The organism is Rhizobium sp. UGM030330-04 (assembly GCF_003208455.1).
Lineage (GTDB): Bacteria > Pseudomonadota > Alphaproteobacteria > Rhizobiales > Rhizobiaceae > Agrobacterium > Agrobacterium rhizogenes_A.
In genome coordinates, this window is sequence record NZ_QKML01000007.1 from 1 (window position 1) to 16,928 (window position 16,928).

Consider the following 16,928-nt stretch of genomic DNA (forward strand, 5'->3'; position numbering starts at 1 on the left):
CGGGCGATGCCGCCTACCGTCAGGCGCGTGCCTATCGCGACGCCATCCTGCTTGCCATTGCGCCCGCCACCAACCACGAGCAGGCCGTGCTTCTGCGCAAGAACAACCGAAGCGGCATCTCCGGTGTCAGACGTGTAGAGACGGCCGAAGGTGATGTCTGGCAAGCAACGCTGACGACCCGTGAAGGCCAGAAGAAGGAGAACTTCTCCATCGCCAGATTTGGCGAGGAAGCGGCAAAGTCGATGGCGATCACACGACGCCACAAATCGTTGACGGCGCTGCCGGTAACCTATCTCGCCTATGCCCATCACGCCGCGGAAGTGGCCGCCATCAATTTGGCCAAGAACTCACACCCGCTGACGATATAAGCCGGACGCGCATCACGGCGATACGGAAATTGAAGCACGCATCAGGGCGATCAACGACCAATTTGATGCGTCCCGCCCGAAGCGACTGCGGGTCCGGGTCAAAAGCTAACCGCAGCATTGGTCGCGTCCCTAAACACCCCAAGGTTTTCGCGTGTCGTGTCTAATGCTCTTGCCCTGACCGAGAAAATCCTCTCGATACCGTCCACTGTAGGCTTCAGTTTTGTAGTCGTGTCATAGTGGGAGGACGACACGAGTGAAAGTTGGATATAGCCACCTGGTGCGATGGTGAAGCTCGCCGTCCCTGCATTTCGCACCGAAGCGTAGTTCCGGTCGATGCAGCGCTTGCGGTGCAGATGTAATGTAGACGGTGCCGTAGTTGTCGGCCGGTACGCCTTCGAGCCTCTTGAGAGTCGGCGTCGTTGTGTCCGTGATCCCGGTGACCTGGGCTATGACGGACCGGACGCGAACACTGTGTTCGCGTTCTATTATCGTAGCGAATGCGACGAGGTTAACCGGAACAGTGTTGGTTGGACGTGTCCGTACCGTCCGGGGCAAGTCTTGGTCGTTGATGGTGAGGCCAAGGGTTGCGGGGTGTCGAACGAGGATGCCGACGTTGCTACCAGCTTGACATAGTCGCCGTTTGAGATGCTCCGCAGCGTAGTCGTTGTGACCGCTACCTTGTAGTTGGCTTGGCAATTGGCCGATGCCCCGGACAGGCACACATGGGCGTGTTGCAAAGAAATCCCAATAGCAGACATTGCGAGAGACGTGCATTATCAGAGAAGACAATCGTCGTAGCGACAAACCTACGGAGCGCATCACCTGCTCGGAACAGCCAAAACCTTCCGGACCGACATGGCCTGTCCGAAAGGTCGATTTCCAGCGCAGTCCGCTGCGCGTCTACACCGCCACCGGCGTGATCCAGCGCGGATCGGTGCTTTCGGCGCTGTCCACCACCGCTTCCACAAAGGCCACGCCTTTCAGCCCGTCATAGGCAAGCGGGATGTTGCGGCCGATTGCACCGGGCTCGCGGCCCGCCTTGCGGGCACGGATGGCTTCCGCGAAACCGGCATAGAGGTTGGCGAAGGCCTCCAGATATCCCTCCGGATGGCCGGGCGGAGTGCGGGTTCGAACCTTCGCATCTTCGGAAAGATCATCCGCGCCCCGCTTGATGGTCTGCACACGCCCGTTAAGCGGCGTATAGACGAGTTCGTTCGGCTGTTCCTGAAACCATTGCAGCGAACCGGTCGCGCCGAAAACCCGCAGACGCACGCCGTTGGAATTGCCGAGCGCCACCTGCGACGACCACAGGAGCCCCCGCGCGCCGCCCTCATAACGCATCATCACATGGGCATTGTCATCCAGCGCCCGCCCCACCACGAAAGTGGCGAGATCGGCGGTGAGCGACTGCAGTTTCAGCCCGGTCACGAAGCCAGCCAAATGATAGGCATGGGTGCCGATATCGCCGATGGAGCCGCCGCGGCCGTTCTTTTTCGGGTCGGTACGCCATGCCGCCTGGGCATTGCCCTGCTGTTCGATGGCCGTCGCCATCCATTCCAGCGGATATTCCACCTGCACGGTTCGAACCTCGCCGATCTCACCCGCCGCGACGCGCGCACGCGCTTCGTGCACCATCGGGTATCCGGAATAGGTATAGGTCACCCCAACGAAGCGGCCGCTTTCCCGCGACAGTTTTTCCAGCGCGATGGCGTCTTCCAGCGTCGCGGTCAGCGGTTTTTCGCAGATCACGTCGAAACCTGCCTCGATCAGCGCCTTCGCTATCGGATAGTGGGTGAAATTCGGTGTGCAGATTGCAACCGCATCGACACGATCCTCTCGGGCAGCCTCGCCGGCGATCAGGTCCTGATAGCTGCCATAGCTGCGGGCCGGGTCGAGTCCCTCATTGATGGCGAAGGCGCGGCCTCTTTCGGGATCGACATCGAAGGCCCCGGCCACAAGCAGCCATTTGCCGTCAAGGCGTGCGGCAAGACGGTGGATGTTGCCGATATAGGCTCCCTGACCGCCACCGATCATGCCCAGACGAAGTGGTCTTTCGATAGTCATTGTTCCTCCAGCCCCAGCATGGCGCGGTTGGCATTGCGGTTCGCGCCGGATTTGACGAAATCGTCAAAGGCGCGGTCCGAAACGCGGATGATGTGATCGGCGATGAAACGCGCGCCTTCAGACGCGCCGTCCTCCGGATTTTTGACGAAGCATTCCCACTCCAGCACCGCCCAGCCATCGAAGCCGTAGGTCGTCAGCTTGGTGAAGATCGCCCCGAAATCGACCTGCCCGTCGCCGGGGCTGCGGAAGCGGCCGGCCCTTTTGGACCAGGGCTGATAACCGCCATAGGCGCCTGATTTTCCGTCTGGACGAAACTCGGCATCCTTGACGTGGAAGGCTTTTATCCGCTCGTGGTAATGGTCGATGAAGGCGAGATAATCCATTCCCTGCAGAACCAGATGCGAGGGATCATACATCAGGTTCGCCCGCGGATGCTCCTTGACCTTGTCGAGAAACATCTCCCAGCTGTGGCCGTCATGCAGGTCTTCGCTGGGATGGATTTCATAACAGACGTCCACGCCATGGGCGTCGAAGTCATCGAGAATCGGTGTCCAGCGGCGCGCAAGCTCGTCAAAGCCTTCTTCCACCAGCCCTTCGGGCCATTGCGGATAGGGATAAAGATAGGGCCATAAAAGCGCCCCGGGAAAAGTCACATGGCGGTCGATGCCGAGACGCTTTGAGGCGCGGGCGGCAAAGCGCAGCTGTTCCTCGGCCCATGCCCGACGCTTTGCGGGATAGCCGCGCACATGCTCCGGCGCAAAACTGTCCATGATCGCGTCATGGGCAGGGTGCACCGCCACAAGCTGCCCGGTGATGTGGGAGGCGAGTTCGGTGATCTCCAGCCCATGCTCGCCGAGCATGCCCTTCAGATCATCACAATAGGCATCGCTTTCCGCCGCCTGTTTCATGTCGATCAGGCGCGTATCCCAGGTGGGAATCTGCACGCCCTTGAAGCCCTTGGCCGAGGCCCACGCCGCCAGCGAGGCAAGCGAATTATAGGGCGCCTCATCCGCGGCGAACTGCGCCAGGAAGACGCCTGGCCCCTTGATGGTCCGCATCATCTTATTCCTCCAGCTTTTTCGCCGGCACCGGCGCGTCGTCGTAACCGCCATAGACCGACTGATCGAAGGGGATAACCGCGCCCGTCATCATGCCGCTGTCGTCGGAGGACATCCACAGGATAGCGCGGGCCACTTCGAGCGGATCGAGGATGCGCCCGAACGGCTTGGCCGCCGCCGCACGGTCGATGAAATCGGGATCGCCGGTCTCGGAAAGGACAAGCTTGCGCTCGTGATCGGAATTCATCCAGCCGATATCGAGCTGGTTCACATGGATACGGTGGCGCATCAGCGAAAAGCCGGCATGGCGGGTGACGGTGGCAAGCGCGCCCTTGGACGCCGCATAGGGCGCAAGGAAAGGCTGGCCTGTCAGACCCGACATTGATCCGACATTAACGACACGACCCTCGATCCCCTCGCGGATCATCACCTTTGCCGCATCCTGAATGAGAAAGAATGGCGCACGCGTGTTGACCGCGAACATCCGGTCGAAAAGCTCGGGCGTCGTGTTGAGCATATTGCCGCGATCCGTCAGGCCCGCCGCGTTAACGAGGATATCGACCCGACCGAAGCGTTTGTCCGTCGCCGGAATGATGCTGCGGACATCATCGATATCGCCGAGATCGGCCGCCACCATCTCAACCGGCACGCCGGATTTCTGTGTGATGGCATCCGCGACCGCCTGTCCTTTTTCCACACCGCGCCCGACAATGACGATCCCCGCCGCGCCCGCCTGCGCAAACACCTGCGCAACCGCTGCGCCCAGACCCTGGGTTCCGCCGGTAACAACGGCGATCTTTCCTTCAATACGGTTCATTTCACGACCTCATATCCAGCGGCGTCCATCACGCGCAGCAATTCCTGGTGCCCCTTTCGGGCCATGTCCAGCGGCGGGTTCCTGACCGGGTCCTGCTCCGCCTCGACCACGAACCAGCCCTCGTAACCTTTCGACGCCAGCGCCTTGACGATCGCCTCGAAATCCAGGCTGCCATCGCCCGGCACGGTAAAGGCGCCCTTGATGACGGCATCGAGGAAACTCTCCCGGCTCCTGTCCAGCCCATCGACAACCTCACGCCTGATATCCTTGGTGTGGACATGGGTAACGCGTGCATGATGGTTTTCGATGACACGCATGACATCGCCGCCGGCAAAGGCCATGTGCCCGGCATCGAACAGCAGGGGCACGGAGGAGTGCTTCATGAAGAGATCGAGTTCCGGCTCGGTCTCCACCACGGCCGCCATATGGTGATGGTAAGAAATCGGCATGCCCTTCGCCGCGCACCAGTCGGCAAAGTCGGACATCTTGCGGCCATAGGCCGCCATGCCGGCCTCGTCGAGCCGGGGCTTCGTGGCAAGCGGAGCGGAGCGCACGCCCTGAATGGAGCGCGTCGTTTCACCATAAACGATGCAGGGCGCACCGGCGGCGATGAAGAATTCCATCTGCTGCGCGATGCGGTCTTTCTCCGCCTCGATGTCGCCATCCAGCAGCAGGCCGGAAAACCAGCCGCCGCATACCGATATGCCGTAGCGGTCGAGGATCGGCCCAAGCTCCGCCATATCCATCGGAAACCGGCGCCCGGTCTCCATTCCGGTAAAGCCGGCTTCGCTTGCCTGCCGCAGGCATTCCTCAAGGCTCACATCATCGGAAAGCTCGGCAAGATCGTCATTCCACCAGGCAATCGGCGCGATACCAAGTCTTGCTTTCATCTCAGACCCCCACTCGCTGCGCCTTGCGGATGTTTTCCTGCGCGGCGCGGGCGGCACGCACTGTCTCGAAACTGGAGACGGAGGGAACACCGACATCCCAGTCGGCGTCGCCCGGCACCCATTTCCACGCATCGGAAACGATGGAAATGACGGTCACGCCATCGTTGCCCTGCGCCCAGATCATCGCGTCTTCAAGATCGGCAAGGCTTTCGGCCCTGCGCGCATGGGCGCCCATGGCTTCCGCATGTTTGACGAAATCGACATGCAGCGGATTTTCCCTGTCCCTGACGCGGCAATCTGCCAGCAGATTGTTGAAGCCGGGAACGCCCTTGGCCTGCTGCAAACGGTTGATGACGGCATAGCCGCCATTATCGCAGACCACCACGATCATCCGGTGCCCGGTAAGCGCGGCTGAATAAATATCCGAGTTCATCATCATATAGGTGCCATCCCCCAGCATGACGATTGGAACGCCGCCGGTACCGCCCGGCCCTTCCTGCGCCATGGAGCAGCCCCAGCCGGCAGCGATTTCATAACCCATGCAGGAAAAACCGAATTCGCAATCGAACGTATTCGGGTTCTTGACCCGCCAGCCCTTGGTCACCTCACCCGGCGTTCCGCCCGCCGCCGCAATCAGCGTATCTTCGGGACGCGCCACCCGGTTCAGCACGCCAACCACCTGCGCATAGGAAGGAACCGGCGCATTGGTGATGCGTTGGTGTTCGTCGAGCAGATTATCCCATTCGGCAAACAGCGTTTTGGCCCGCTGCATATGGGCGGCATCGGCCTTGTAGGCGCCGAGCGCGTGGTCCAGTTCCTCGATTGTCTCCAGCGCATCGCCGACCACGGAAAGCGCCCGGTGTTTCACCGCATCGAAGCGGGCGGCGTTGACGGAAATGAACTGCGCATCGCAGGAGAAAGCCGTCCAGGAACCCGTGGTGAAATCCTGAAGCCGGGTACCGATCGCCAGCACGACATCCGCATCCTTGGCCAGCGCATTCGCCGATGTCGATCCGACGATGCCGATCGGCCCGGCATGGACCGGATGGTGATGGGTGAGCGCGCCCTTGCCGGCGATGGTTTCGACCACGGGAATGCCGCGCTTTGCAGCGAAATCGGCAAGGCGCTCTTCCGCCAGCGAATAACGCACGCCGCCGCCGGAAATGATGAGCGGACGTTTCGCCTGCGCCAGCAGCCGGGCGGCAGTCGCCACGGCGTCACGGTCAGGACGCGGCCGAGGAATTTTCCAGACCTTCGGTTCAAAAAAGACTGCCGGATAATCAAAAGCGATTTCCTGCGTATCCTGCGCAAGACCGATGAAAGCCGGGCCGCAATCGGCCGGATCGAGCATGGTTGCGACCGCCTGCGGCAGCGATTGCAGCAATTGTTCCGGCAGCACGATCCTGTCCCAGTAACGCACCACGGATTTGAACGCGTCATTGACGGTCAGTGTCGGATCGCCGAAATGCTCGACCTGCTGCAGAACCGGGTCCGGCAGGCGGCTTGCGAAGGTATCGCCCGCAATGAGGAGAACGGGCAGCCGGTTGGCCATGGCGACGCCGGCGGCGGTCACCATGTTCAACGCTCCCGGCCCGATCGAAGTCGCAGCGACCATGATCTGCCTGCGCCGCTTTGCCTTGGCAAAGCCGATTGCGGCAAGCGCCATGGATTGTTCGTTCTGCCCGCGCCAGGTCGGCAACTGGTCCTGCACCGTCTCCAGAGCTTCGGAAAGGCATGTGACATTGCCGTGCCCGAAAATGGCGAACACGCCCGCAAACAGGGGAACGCGCTCTCCGTCGATCTCGGTAAACTGGTTGCACAGGTAACGTACTAGCGCCTGGGCCATGGTCAGGCGTAAGGTCTTCGCGGTCATCTCGCCTCCTCCTGCGGATGGTTGTTGATATGTTTTTGGAATACATATTGACAAATTCTGTACTTTGCAATGATTATTGCCAAATACCTCGGGAGGAAAATTTCAATGCTGAGAATTGCAGTGCTTGGCGTGGGCCGTATCGGCCGCATGCATGCGGAAAACATCGTCGCTCATCCACGCGCGACATTGGCTGGTGTCTTTGATGTATACGAGCCCTCGGCGAAAGAAATTGCCGAAAAGCTTGATGTGACACGATTCGAGTCGGCCGAGGCGGTTTTTGCCTCGCCTGAGGTCGACGCCGTGCTGATCGCCACCTCAACCCCCACCCATGCGGATCTGCTGGAAAAGGCGGTTGCCGCCGGAAAACCGGTGCTCTGCGAAAAGCCCATCGATCTCTCCCTCGACCGCGTCAACGCCTGTGCAACAAAAATTGCCGGCAGCGGCGTACCGATCATGCTCGGCTTCGTCCGGCGTTTTGACAGCGGACACCGCGCCGTGCGTGAGGCCGTCGAAAACGGAACGATAGGCGATCTGCATCAGGTCGTCATCACCTCGCGCGACCCTGGCATGGCGCCCGCCGCCTATATCGAAATGTCGGGCGGCATTTTCCGCGACATGACGATCCATGATTTCGACATGGCCCGCTTCATTCTGGGTGAAGAGATCAGCCAAGTCTCCGCTACCGGTTCGCGGCTGGTCGATCCGGCGCTGATGGAAAAATGCGACGACTACGACACCGTGACCGTGGTGCTGAAAACCGCTTCGGGCAAACAATGCACGATCAGCAATTCGCGCCGCGCGGTTTATGGCTACGATCAGCGGGTGGAAGCCTTCGGAAGTGCCGGCATGGCGATTTCCGAAAACCGGACGCTCAATCACCTGCGCCTCCACACCGAAACCGGCACCGACCGGGCAGCACCGCTGATGAACTTCTTCATCGACCGTTATGCCGATGCTTTCGCAGCGGAAATCAGCGCCTTCGTCGATGCGGTGGAACAGGGCAAGGCACCGGAGGTCGGCTTCGAAGACGGCCGGCTGGCATTGCTTCTGGCCGAAGCGGCGATCCGCTCTGTCGCCGAGGGGCGCACCGTCAACACAAGCGAGATCGGATAAACCATGTACGCGAATTTTGGACTTTTCATCAATGGCCGCTGGCTTGCCGGTGCCGCAACGGGAGAGGTCGTCTCTCCGGTCACCGGCGCTGCGCTCGGCGAGGTGATGCTTGCCAGCGCCGATCAAACCCGCGATGCGATCGACGCGGCCGCTGCGGCCCTTCCGAAACTGCGCGCCATGGGCGGCTTCGCACGTGCCGAAGCGCTGCATCGCGCAGCCGACGAAATGTTGCGCCGTGCCGATGAGGGTGCGAAGATGATCTCGCTGGAGACCGGCAAACCGATTGCCCAGGCGGGTCGCGAATGGACGCTTTCCTGCGACCAGTTCCGCTGGTTCGCCGAAGAAGCGCGCCGCATCTATGGCCGCATCATCGACAGCCGGGTGCCCGGCGGACGATTTGAAGTGACACGCGAAGCAGTCGGCATCGTCGGCGCTTTCACCGCCTGGAATTTTCCGGCCGCCCTTCCGGCCCGCAAGCTCGCCCCGGCGCTCGCCGCCGGATGCCCCGTCGTGCTGCGCCCCTCATCCCAGACGCCGGGTGTCGCCATGGTCATGGTCGATTGCCTCAGGGCCGCCGGCTTTCCCGATGGCGCCGTCAACCTGGTTGTCGGTTCGACCGCCGATACCTATGGCCCGATCATGGCGGACAAGCGCGTGCGCAAGGTGTCGCTGACCGGCTCCACCCGGGTCGGCCAGCAAATGATCCGTGACGCCGCTGAGACCGTGAAAAAGGTCTCTATGGAACTGGGCGGCAATGCACCCCTCATCATTTATGACGATGCGGATCTCGACACCGCGCTCGATCTTGCGGTGCCCACCAAATTCGCCAATTGCGGCCAGGTCTGCGTCACGCCGGATCGCATCTTCGTCCACGAGAGCCTGCACGATGCCTTTGTCGATGGTTTCGTGGCCCGCGCGGCGAAGATCAAGCTTGGCGACGGGCTTGATGCCGATACAGGAATGGGTCCGCTCATCAATGCCGGTCGCCTTGAGGACATCGAGGCGGTGGTCGCCGACGCCGTGCGCGCCGGCGCGAAAATCGCCCATGGCGGCAAACGCCCATCGCAGCTGAACCACGGTTTCTTTTTCGAGCCCACCGTACTGACCGACGTGACGGACACGATGAAGGTTTTTGCCGAAGAAAATTTCGGTCCGATTGCCGCGATCACCCGCTTCAGCACCGAGGACGAGGTTCTGGAGCGGGCCAACGCCTCCGACATGGGCCTTTCCGCCTATGCCTTCACCCGTTCTCCGGACAGGGCACGGCGAACGGTAGCGGCACTGAAATCCGGCATGGTCGGCATCAACAGCTTCGCGCTCGCCGCATCCGAAGCGCCTTTCGGCGGCACCAACCATTCCGGCATGGGGCGCGAGGGTGGTATCGAGGGGATAAGCGATTATCTCGAAACCAAACTCGCCCAGATCGTCTTTTGAAGACGAATATTCTTGCAGGAGAAAATCATGCGGAAAAACAAGTTGAAGGAAATCTGGGCCGAGGGACGTCCGGTGCTGCATGGCTGGCTGTCCATTGCCAGCCCGTTCAGCGCCGAAATCATGGCGGCGCAGGACTATGACGCCATCTCCATCGACATCCAGCACGGCGCGGTTGACTACAAGGACGTGCTCGGCATGTTCCAGGCAATGCGCGCTTCGGACAAGGTTCTGATGGCGCGGGTGCCCTGGCTCGATCCGGCGTGGATATCCAAGGTTCTGGATGCCGGGGCTTATGGCATCATCTGCCCGATGATCAACAACCGGGCGCAGGCCGAGCAATTCGTTCGTTACATGCGCTACCCGCCGCTCGGGGAGCGCAGCTTCGGCCCCACCCGCGCCGTTTACGCAGCCGGCGGCAATTATGCCGCAGAAGCCAATGACGAAATCCTCGCCTTTGCGATGATCGAAACGGCAGAGGCGATGGACAATCTCGAGGAGATCGCTTCCACCCCCGGCCTCGACGGGATTTATGTCGGTCCCGCCGACCTGAGTTTCTCGCTTTCTAAAGGGCAACTGACACCTGCCTTTGACCGCGAGGAGCCCGAGGTCATTGACGCCATCAAGCGCATCCTCGATGCCTGCCACCGCAACGGCGTCAAGGCAGCCCTCCATTGCGGCACAGCGGATTACGCGGCACGCGCGGTGGAATGGGGTTTCGACATGACCACCGTATCAGGCGATTCCCGCCTGCTGGCTGCTGCAGCGACGGAATCGACCGCGACCTGGCGCAAGCTGGTGGAAAAGACGGCCAAAAAAACCGATGGCAAAGGGGGGTATTGAATGCCGAACCTTCTCGTGGCCGGAAAACTTCATCCTTCCGGCGAGGCCATGCTGCGCGACCTGCCGGCCCTCGGCTTCTCCGTCCGCTATATCGAAGACGTTTCCGAAGCCTCCTACGCTCCCTTCATCGAAGAAGCGGATGCCATCGTCATTCGCACACAGCCACTTTCGGCAGCCACCATTGCCAGGGCCGGACGGCTGAAAGTGGTGTCCCGCCATGGAGTGGGTTACGATAGCGTCGATCTTGCCGAACTCAACCGGCGCAACATCGCGCTCACCATCGTCGGCGACGTCAACTCCGTCTCCGTCGCCGAACATGCGATGATGCTGCTGCTGGCGGCGGCAAAGCGAGCCATACTCGCCGACCGCGCCGTCCGGGAGGCCGGACAGTGGAGCTGGCGCAACAGGCTGGAGCAGCAGGAAATATCCGGCAAGAACCTGCTCATCCTCGGTTATGGCCGGATCGGGCGGCATCTCGCCAGAATGGCTTCGGGTTTCGGCATGCATATCCGCGCCTATGACCCCTACCTGCTGCAATCGGGATGGCCCGAGGGGCCGACAAGACCCGTATCGCTGGAAGAGGGCCTGCCCTGGGCCGACTATATTTCCGTGCATATTCCCAAAGGGCCAAGCCCGGCAATCGGGGCCGCCGAAATCGCTCTGATGAAACCCGGTGTCGTCCTGTCAAACACGGCCCGTGGCGGTGTCGTTTGTGAAAAGGCGCTCAGCGAGGCACTTGCCTCGGGTCATGTCGGTGCGGCCGGGCTGGATGTCTTCGACGACGAGCCGCCGGAAAGCTCCTCCCCGCTGCTGTCGCAGTTCAATACCGTCCTGTCGCCGCATATTGCCGGGCTTACGACGGAATGCGGGGAGAGGATGGCCATCGCGTCCATCCAGAACGCCGTCAATTATCTGAAAGGGACGATCGATCCCGGCCTCATCGTCAATCCGGAATTTGCCCATGTCTGAAAAACCCGTTCTACGCGTCGGCCTCATCGGCACCGGCTTCATGGGCAAAGCCCATGTCTTCGGTTTCGCCTCTGCCCAGAAGGTCTTCGACCTCCCCTACCGGATCGAACTGCACACCGTTGCCGACATCACCGAAGATGCGGCTGCACGGGCAGCTGCGGATTTCGGCTTTGCGCATTCCACGGCGGACTGGCGCAGCATCATCGCCGATCCGGATATCGACCTCGTCGACATCACCGCGCCGAACGCCCTGCACAAGGAAATGGCGCTTGCCGCCATTGCTGCCGGCAAACATGTCTATTGCGAAAAGCCGCTGGCACCGCTTGCTGCGGATGCCGGCGAGATGGCCGCAGCCGCGGCTGCGCGTGGTGTCAAAACGCAGGTGGGCTTCAACTATCTCTGCAATCCCATGCTGCGGCTGGCGCGGGAAATGGTGGCGTCAGGTGAACTCGGCAAGATACGCGGTTATCGCGGTCTGCATGCCGAAGATTATATGGCCGACGCCGCAGGCACCTTCACCTTCCGCCACGATCCGGCCGGGGGCGGTGCGCTTGCCGATATCGGCTCGCACGCGCTTGCCGCAGCCGAATTCCTGCTTGGTCCGATAACCGAAGTGATGGGGGATTGCGTGACGCTGATTGCCGAGCGGCCGGATGGCAAGGGCGGTACACGCAAGGTGGAAGTGGACGATGTGGGGCGCGCCTTCCTGCGTTTCGCCAATGGCGCGCAGGGCTCGGTCGAAGGCAACTGGATCGCCACCGGCCGCAAGATGCAGCATGATTTCGAGATCTACGGCGACAAGGGTGCGCTTTATTTCACACAGGAGCGGTTCAACGAGCTGCATTTCTATTCCGCCGCTGACCCGGCCGGCCGCCGTGGCTTCCGCAAAATAGAGGCCTCTCCTGACCACGCGCCCTATGGCCGCTTCTGCGTCGCGCCCGGCCATCAGCTCGGCTTCAACGACCTGAAAGCCATCGAAATCGAGGGTTATCTCCGGGCGATCGCGGGACAGGTACCTGAGCCTTTCGGCTTCGCTGCCGGCCTGCGCATCCAGCGGCTGGTCGAGACGATCCAGCGCTCGTCATCCACAAGGCAATGGATGGATGTCGACGCCTGAAATCCCGGATTAAGCGGCGGGCTGCGGACCTTCATGCCTCTTGGAAAACCGCAATAAATATTGCAAGATCATGCCATGAAGCAACAACCGCAGCCCGTCGACCCTCCGAAAGATTACGAAGAACTGATCCGCCTCATCCATGATCGTCATGATCAGATGAGCAAGACCTATCAGCGGATTTCCGTTTATCTGACGCAGAACCCCAATGAAGTCGCCGTGCACTCGGTCAATACCATTGCCGAGCGGCACAACATCCACGCCTCCAGCTTCGTGCGGTTCGCGCAGTCGCTGGGCTACAAGGGTTTCAAGGAGCTGCAGGCGCTGTTCCAGAAACGGCTGGCGACGGCGGCTCCGGGTTTCGAGGCACGCGTGCGCGCGCTCGACGATGAATTGCAAAGCCGCGAGGACCGTTCGGAATATGGTTTCCTTCACGATCTTGTCGTCAGGGATATCGCCTCCCTTCAGGACCTGCTCGAACGCATCAGCGCCGAACAGCTCGGCACCGCCGCCGATCTGATCGAGGCCGCCGGTACAGTCTATCTCGTCGGCCAGCTGCGCTCCGCACCGGTGGCGGAGCTGCTGCGTTACATTCTCACCATGCTCGGCAAGCAATGTATCCTTCTCGATCCCGGCGGCGGGCTCGCCACCCATATGGCGCGGACGATGAAGACCGGTGACGTGCTGATCGCGGTGTCCTTCCGATTTTACGCGACGGAAGTGGTGAATATCGTCGAGGAGGCGGAAAGGATCGGTGTGCCGACCGTAGCGATTTCCGACAGTACCCTGTCGCCGCTGGCAAAATCGGCAAAGGTCCTGTTCTCGGTCCCCGAGCATGACTACAGCTTTTCCCGGTCTCTGGCAGCGCCGATGTGCCTTGCGCAGGCTCTGGCCGTCGCCGTTGCCGCGCGGGTTCAGAAGAACGAGACCGCGCCGCGCATTCCGACGGTGACCGGCCTCTAGGCACCCACACTCAAAGCCCTGTCACGCCGTCCCAGATCAGCTTCACCGCCACCAGCGCCACGGACACATAGGTCAGCGGATAAAAGATCGAGGCGCGCATGTGGCGCACCGTCCAGGCGCCAAGCCATGTGGAGACGATAGCCAACGGCACCATCAGGGCGGCGCGGCCGAGATTCTGCGCGCCGAAACCGCCGAGAGCCGCATAAGGCACGAGCTTCAGCACATTGGTGATGGCAAAGAACATCACATTGGTGCCGGTGAAAACCTTCGGGTCCATACGAAGCGGCAGCAGGTAGACCTGCAGCGGCGGCGAACCCGCATGGGCGACGAAACTGGTGTAACCCGCAAGCAGGCTCCAGAACCGTCCCGCCATCGGCCGCTCTTTCGCAACCGTCACCAGAACGCCCCTTGAAAGCACGACGCGCAGCACGAACACGGCCGAGACAAGGCCGACGATCAGGCGCACCACGGCATCCGAGGTGATCTCGGCGGTCATCCATCCAAGCCCGATGCCGAGAACGGCTGCCGGCAGAAGCTGGCGCATGATCCGCCAGTCGACCCATTTGCGCCAAGCGGCCACGCCGACCATGTCCATGACTACCAGAATGGGCAGCAGGATGGCGGCTGCCGTGACCGGTGACATCACCAGCGCCATCAGCGGCACGCCAAGCAGGCTCATGCCGCCGAGCCCGCCCTTGGAAAGCCCGACCAGCACGACGGCAAGCACGGTGACGCCCAGTTCCAGAGGAGAGTTGAAAAGGTTCAAGTGCATCTCCTCGGCATTGCCGCCGGCACCCCTGCCGGGGCACCGCGCGCATGGATATCAGCCCTTCCTGAGCCGGGCTTTTTGACGGTAGACATCAGCAACGACCGCGCTGACGATGATCAGTCCCTTGACGATCTCCTGATAGTAAGCATCCACACGCAGAAATGTGAAGCCCGACATCATCAGACCGAGGATCACCGTGCCGATAACGGTGCCGAAAATGCGCCCCCGCCCACCGGAAAGGGATGTGCCGCCGATCACCGCCGCAGCGATGGCGTCGAGTTCATACATCATGCCCATGCCGGCCTGCGCCGTTTCCGCACGGGCGGCGGTGACGATGCCAGCGAGGCCCGCGAGCAGGCCGGCAATGGCATAGACCTTGACCAGATGCAGCTGGACATTGATGCCGGACACCCGGGCCGCCTGCATGTTCGCGCCGATCGCATAGGTGAACTTGCCATAACGCGTATAGCGCAGAGCAATGTGGAAGGTAACGGCGACGAGCAGGAAGATGACGACAGGCCATGCCCCCGAGCCGATCGACGCGAAGCTCTCGGTCGGGAAGGAGATCGGCTGCCCCTTCGTATACCACTTGGCGATGCCGCGTGCGGTCACCATCATGCCCAGCGTGGCGATGAAGGGCGGTATTCCCGTCACCGCGATGAGCATGCCGTTAACGATGCCGGCGATCAGGCCGAGACCGAGGCCGACGGCCAGCGGCACCACCACGGGCATATCGGTGAGCGCCGGATAGATCGCCCGGGCGAAATCGCTGCTTTGCGCAAAACTCATGGCGATCATGGCCGTCATCGCCACCACCGAGCCCGAACTGAGGTCAATGCCGCCGGTGATGATGACCTGGGTGACCCCGACGGCGATGATGCCGACGACGGAGACCTGCAGGATCATGATCGTCAGGCGCTGCGGGCTGCCGAGAAAGCTCTGCCCCTGCACGAACCAGCCGAGCAACTCAAACACAAGTGCGACGCCGATCAGCACGGTCAGAATATTCAGTTCCTGCGGCAGCTTGCGCCTTTTCCGTTCGACCGGTTCGGTCTGTACGCTATCCATGATTTTTCCTCCCCGGCGTTACCGCCGTCGCAGCCTCAGCGGGCCGCCAGTTCCATGATTTTGACTTGGTCCGCTTCGGCGCGATCGAGAATCCCGGTCATATGCCCCTCATGCATCACGACAATCCGGTCGGACATGCCGAGAACCTCCGGCAGTTCCGACGAGATCATGATGACGGCGACACCTTCCTTCGCCAGACTGGAAATCAGGCGATGGATTTCTGCCTTGGCGCCGACATCGATGCCGCGCGTCGGCTCGTCGAGAATGAGGATTGCCGGTTTCGTCAGAAGCCAGCGGGCGATCAGCACCTTCTGCTGGTTGCCGCCGGACAGGTTTTCGATCCGCTCGTCGAGATCGGGCGTCTTGATACGCAGTGCCTTCTTCATGTCGTTGCACAGCACCGTCAAACCGCGCTCATCGACGTAACCCATCGCCGCATGGCCATTCTGGAGGGCCGCGATCTGCATGTTTTCAAGGATCGAGAGCGGCAGAAAACAGCCGGTTGCCTTGCGGTCTTCCGTCAGCAGCGCCATGCCCCTGCGCATCGCATCCGCTGGCGAATGGATCGTGACCGGGGCACCGTTGATGCGGATGGTCCCTTCGCTCGCCGGCACCACTCCGAAAATCGCTTCGGCGACGTTGGAACGGCCGGATCCCACCAGCCCCGCCACGCCGAGGATTTCGCCACGATGCAGATCGAAGGAAATACCGCGGAAAACGCCGGACAAGCCGAGATCGCGGACCTCGAGAACCACGTCGCCGATCGATGCCTCCTGCTTGGGAAACATGTTGGTGATCTCGCGTCCGACCATCATTTTTATGATGTCGTCGCGCGTGACATCGGTGCTCGCATGGGTTCCGACATATCGCCCGTCGCGGAACACCGAAAACTCGTCGGCGATCTCGAACAGCTCGTTCATCTTGTGGGTGATGTAGACGATGCCGATATTGCGTGACCGCAGGTCGCGGATGATATCGAAGAGATGCGCGACCTCGGACTCCGTGAGCGCGGATGTCGGCTCATCCATGATGAGCACGCTGGACTGGTAACTGACGGCCTTGGCGATTTCGACCATCTGCCGCTGCGCCACCGTCAGCGTGCTGACCTCCGCCGCCGGATCGATATTGATCTTCAGCTGGTTAAACAGCGCCTGCGTCTCCGCCAGCATTCTCGCATGGTCTATGAGGCCGAGACGGTTTTTCGGCTCGCGGCGGATCCAGATGTTCTCCGCCACGCTCATCCAGTCCATCAGCGCCAGCTCCTGATGGATCATGGCGATGCCGCGCTCCAGTGCATCACGCGGACTTTTGAGGCGGACATCCTCTCCCCGCAGCCTGACGGTGCCGGCATCCGGGCTGTAAATACCGGCGATGATCTTCATGAGCGTCGACTTGCCAGCGCCATTTTCGCCCATCAGCGCGTGCACGGAACCGGGGCGCAGCCGAAACTGCACATCATCCAGCGCAACGACACCCGGAAATTCCTTGCGCACCCCCTCGATTTCGAGAAGGTAGGGGCCGGCGGCCTGCTTGAAGCGTTCGATCGCCTCTAAGGTGGTTGTGGAAATCATATCTCACCCGTCCTTTA

The 16,928-nt window shown here is 61.4% G+C and carries 14 protein-coding genes and 1 pseudogene; 7 read left to right on the forward strand and 8 right to left on the reverse strand.

Going from position 1 to position 16,928, the window contains the following annotated elements; translation table 11 throughout:
* Positions 1–368: pseudogene (locus N434_RS12060) on the forward strand (hypothetical protein); the annotation flags it as partial.
* Positions 369–1,268: 900 nt separating this feature from the next.
* Here N434_RS12060 and N434_RS12065 read toward each other — a convergent pair.
* Genes N434_RS12065 through iolD form a run of 5 tightly spaced genes read right to left on the reverse strand, consistent with a single transcriptional unit; the run spans position 1,269 to position 7,070 of the window.
* Positions 1,269–2,432: a Gfo/Idh/MocA family protein gene (locus N434_RS12065; RefSeq protein WP_286172219.1), complete on the reverse strand. Its 1,164-nt coding sequence runs from the start codon at positions 2,430–2,432 to the stop codon at positions 1,269–1,271.
* Positions 2,429–3,490, reverse strand: coding sequence for a sugar phosphate isomerase/epimerase family protein (locus tag N434_RS12070; protein ID WP_110758027.1), 1,062 nt, complete (start codon positions 3,488–3,490; stop codon positions 2,429–2,431). Before N434_RS12070 ends, N434_RS12065 begins: the two co-directional genes overlap by 4 nt.
* Before the next feature lie 4 nt (positions 3,491–3,494).
* Positions 3,495–4,307, reverse strand: coding sequence for an SDR family oxidoreductase (locus N434_RS12075; RefSeq protein ID WP_110758028.1), 813 nt, complete (start codon positions 4,305–4,307; stop codon positions 3,495–3,497).
* Complete coding sequence (iolE, locus tag N434_RS12080) at positions 4,304–5,197, reverse strand: myo-inosose-2 dehydratase (RefSeq protein WP_110758030.1); 894 nt, start codon at positions 5,195–5,197, stop codon at positions 4,304–4,306. The genes N434_RS12075 and iolE overlap by 4 nt, the downstream gene beginning before the upstream one ends.
* Position 5,198: 1 nt before the next feature.
* Entirely contained in the window at positions 5,199–7,070 is a 1,872-nt protein-coding gene (gene iolD / locus N434_RS12085; protein ID WP_110758032.1) for a 3D-(3,5/4)-trihydroxycyclohexane-1,2-dione acylhydrolase (decyclizing), read from the reverse strand.
* A 105-nt stretch (positions 7,071–7,175) separates the two neighbouring features.
* Between iolD and iolG the strand changes: the two genes are divergently transcribed.
* From iolG to N434_RS12115, 6 genes are all read left to right on the forward strand, one after another.
* On the forward strand, positions 7,176–8,183 hold the full coding sequence (gene iolG, locus N434_RS12090; protein WP_110758034.1) for an inositol 2-dehydrogenase: 1,008 nt from the start codon (positions 7,176–7,178) through the stop codon (positions 8,181–8,183).
* Between the two features lie 3 nt (positions 8,184–8,186).
* Positions 8,187–9,617, forward strand: coding sequence for an NAD-dependent succinate-semialdehyde dehydrogenase (locus N434_RS12095; RefSeq protein ID WP_110758035.1), 1,431 nt, complete (start codon positions 8,187–8,189; stop codon positions 9,615–9,617).
* A gap of 27 nt (positions 9,618–9,644) precedes the next feature.
* Entirely contained in the window at positions 9,645–10,457 is an 813-nt protein-coding gene (locus N434_RS12100) for an HpcH/HpaI aldolase family protein (RefSeq protein WP_110758333.1), read from the forward strand.
* Positions 10,458–11,426: a hydroxyacid dehydrogenase gene (locus tag N434_RS12105; protein WP_110758037.1), complete on the forward strand. Its 969-nt coding sequence runs from the start codon at positions 10,458–10,460 to the stop codon at positions 11,424–11,426.
* Entirely contained in the window at positions 11,419–12,543 is a 1,125-nt protein-coding gene (locus tag N434_RS12110) for a Gfo/Idh/MocA family protein (RefSeq protein ID WP_110758038.1), read from the forward strand. The genes N434_RS12105 and N434_RS12110 overlap by 8 nt, the downstream gene beginning before the upstream one ends.
* A 75-nt stretch (positions 12,544–12,618) precedes the next feature.
* Entirely contained in the window at positions 12,619–13,503 is an 885-nt protein-coding gene (locus N434_RS12115; protein ID WP_110758040.1) for a MurR/RpiR family transcriptional regulator, read from the forward strand.
* A gap of 10 nt (positions 13,504–13,513) precedes the next feature.
* Here N434_RS12115 and N434_RS12120 read toward each other — a convergent pair whose 3' ends face one another.
* From N434_RS12120 to N434_RS12130, 3 genes are read right to left on the reverse strand one after another with little or no spacing between them, the layout of a single operon-like run.
* Complete coding sequence (locus tag N434_RS12120) at positions 13,514–14,269, reverse strand: sulfite exporter TauE/SafE family protein (RefSeq protein WP_236774974.1); 756 nt, start codon at positions 14,267–14,269, stop codon at positions 13,514–13,516.
* Positions 14,270–14,326: 57 nt separating this feature from the next.
* On the reverse strand, positions 14,327–15,340 hold the full coding sequence (locus tag N434_RS12125) for an ABC transporter permease (protein WP_046799878.1): 1,014 nt from the start codon (positions 15,338–15,340) through the stop codon (positions 14,327–14,329).
* A 35-nt stretch (positions 15,341–15,375) separates the two neighbouring features.
* Entirely contained in the window at positions 15,376–16,911 is a 1,536-nt protein-coding gene (locus tag N434_RS12130) for a sugar ABC transporter ATP-binding protein (protein ID WP_110758043.1), read from the reverse strand.
* Between the last annotated feature and the right edge of the window lie 17 nt (positions 16,912–16,928).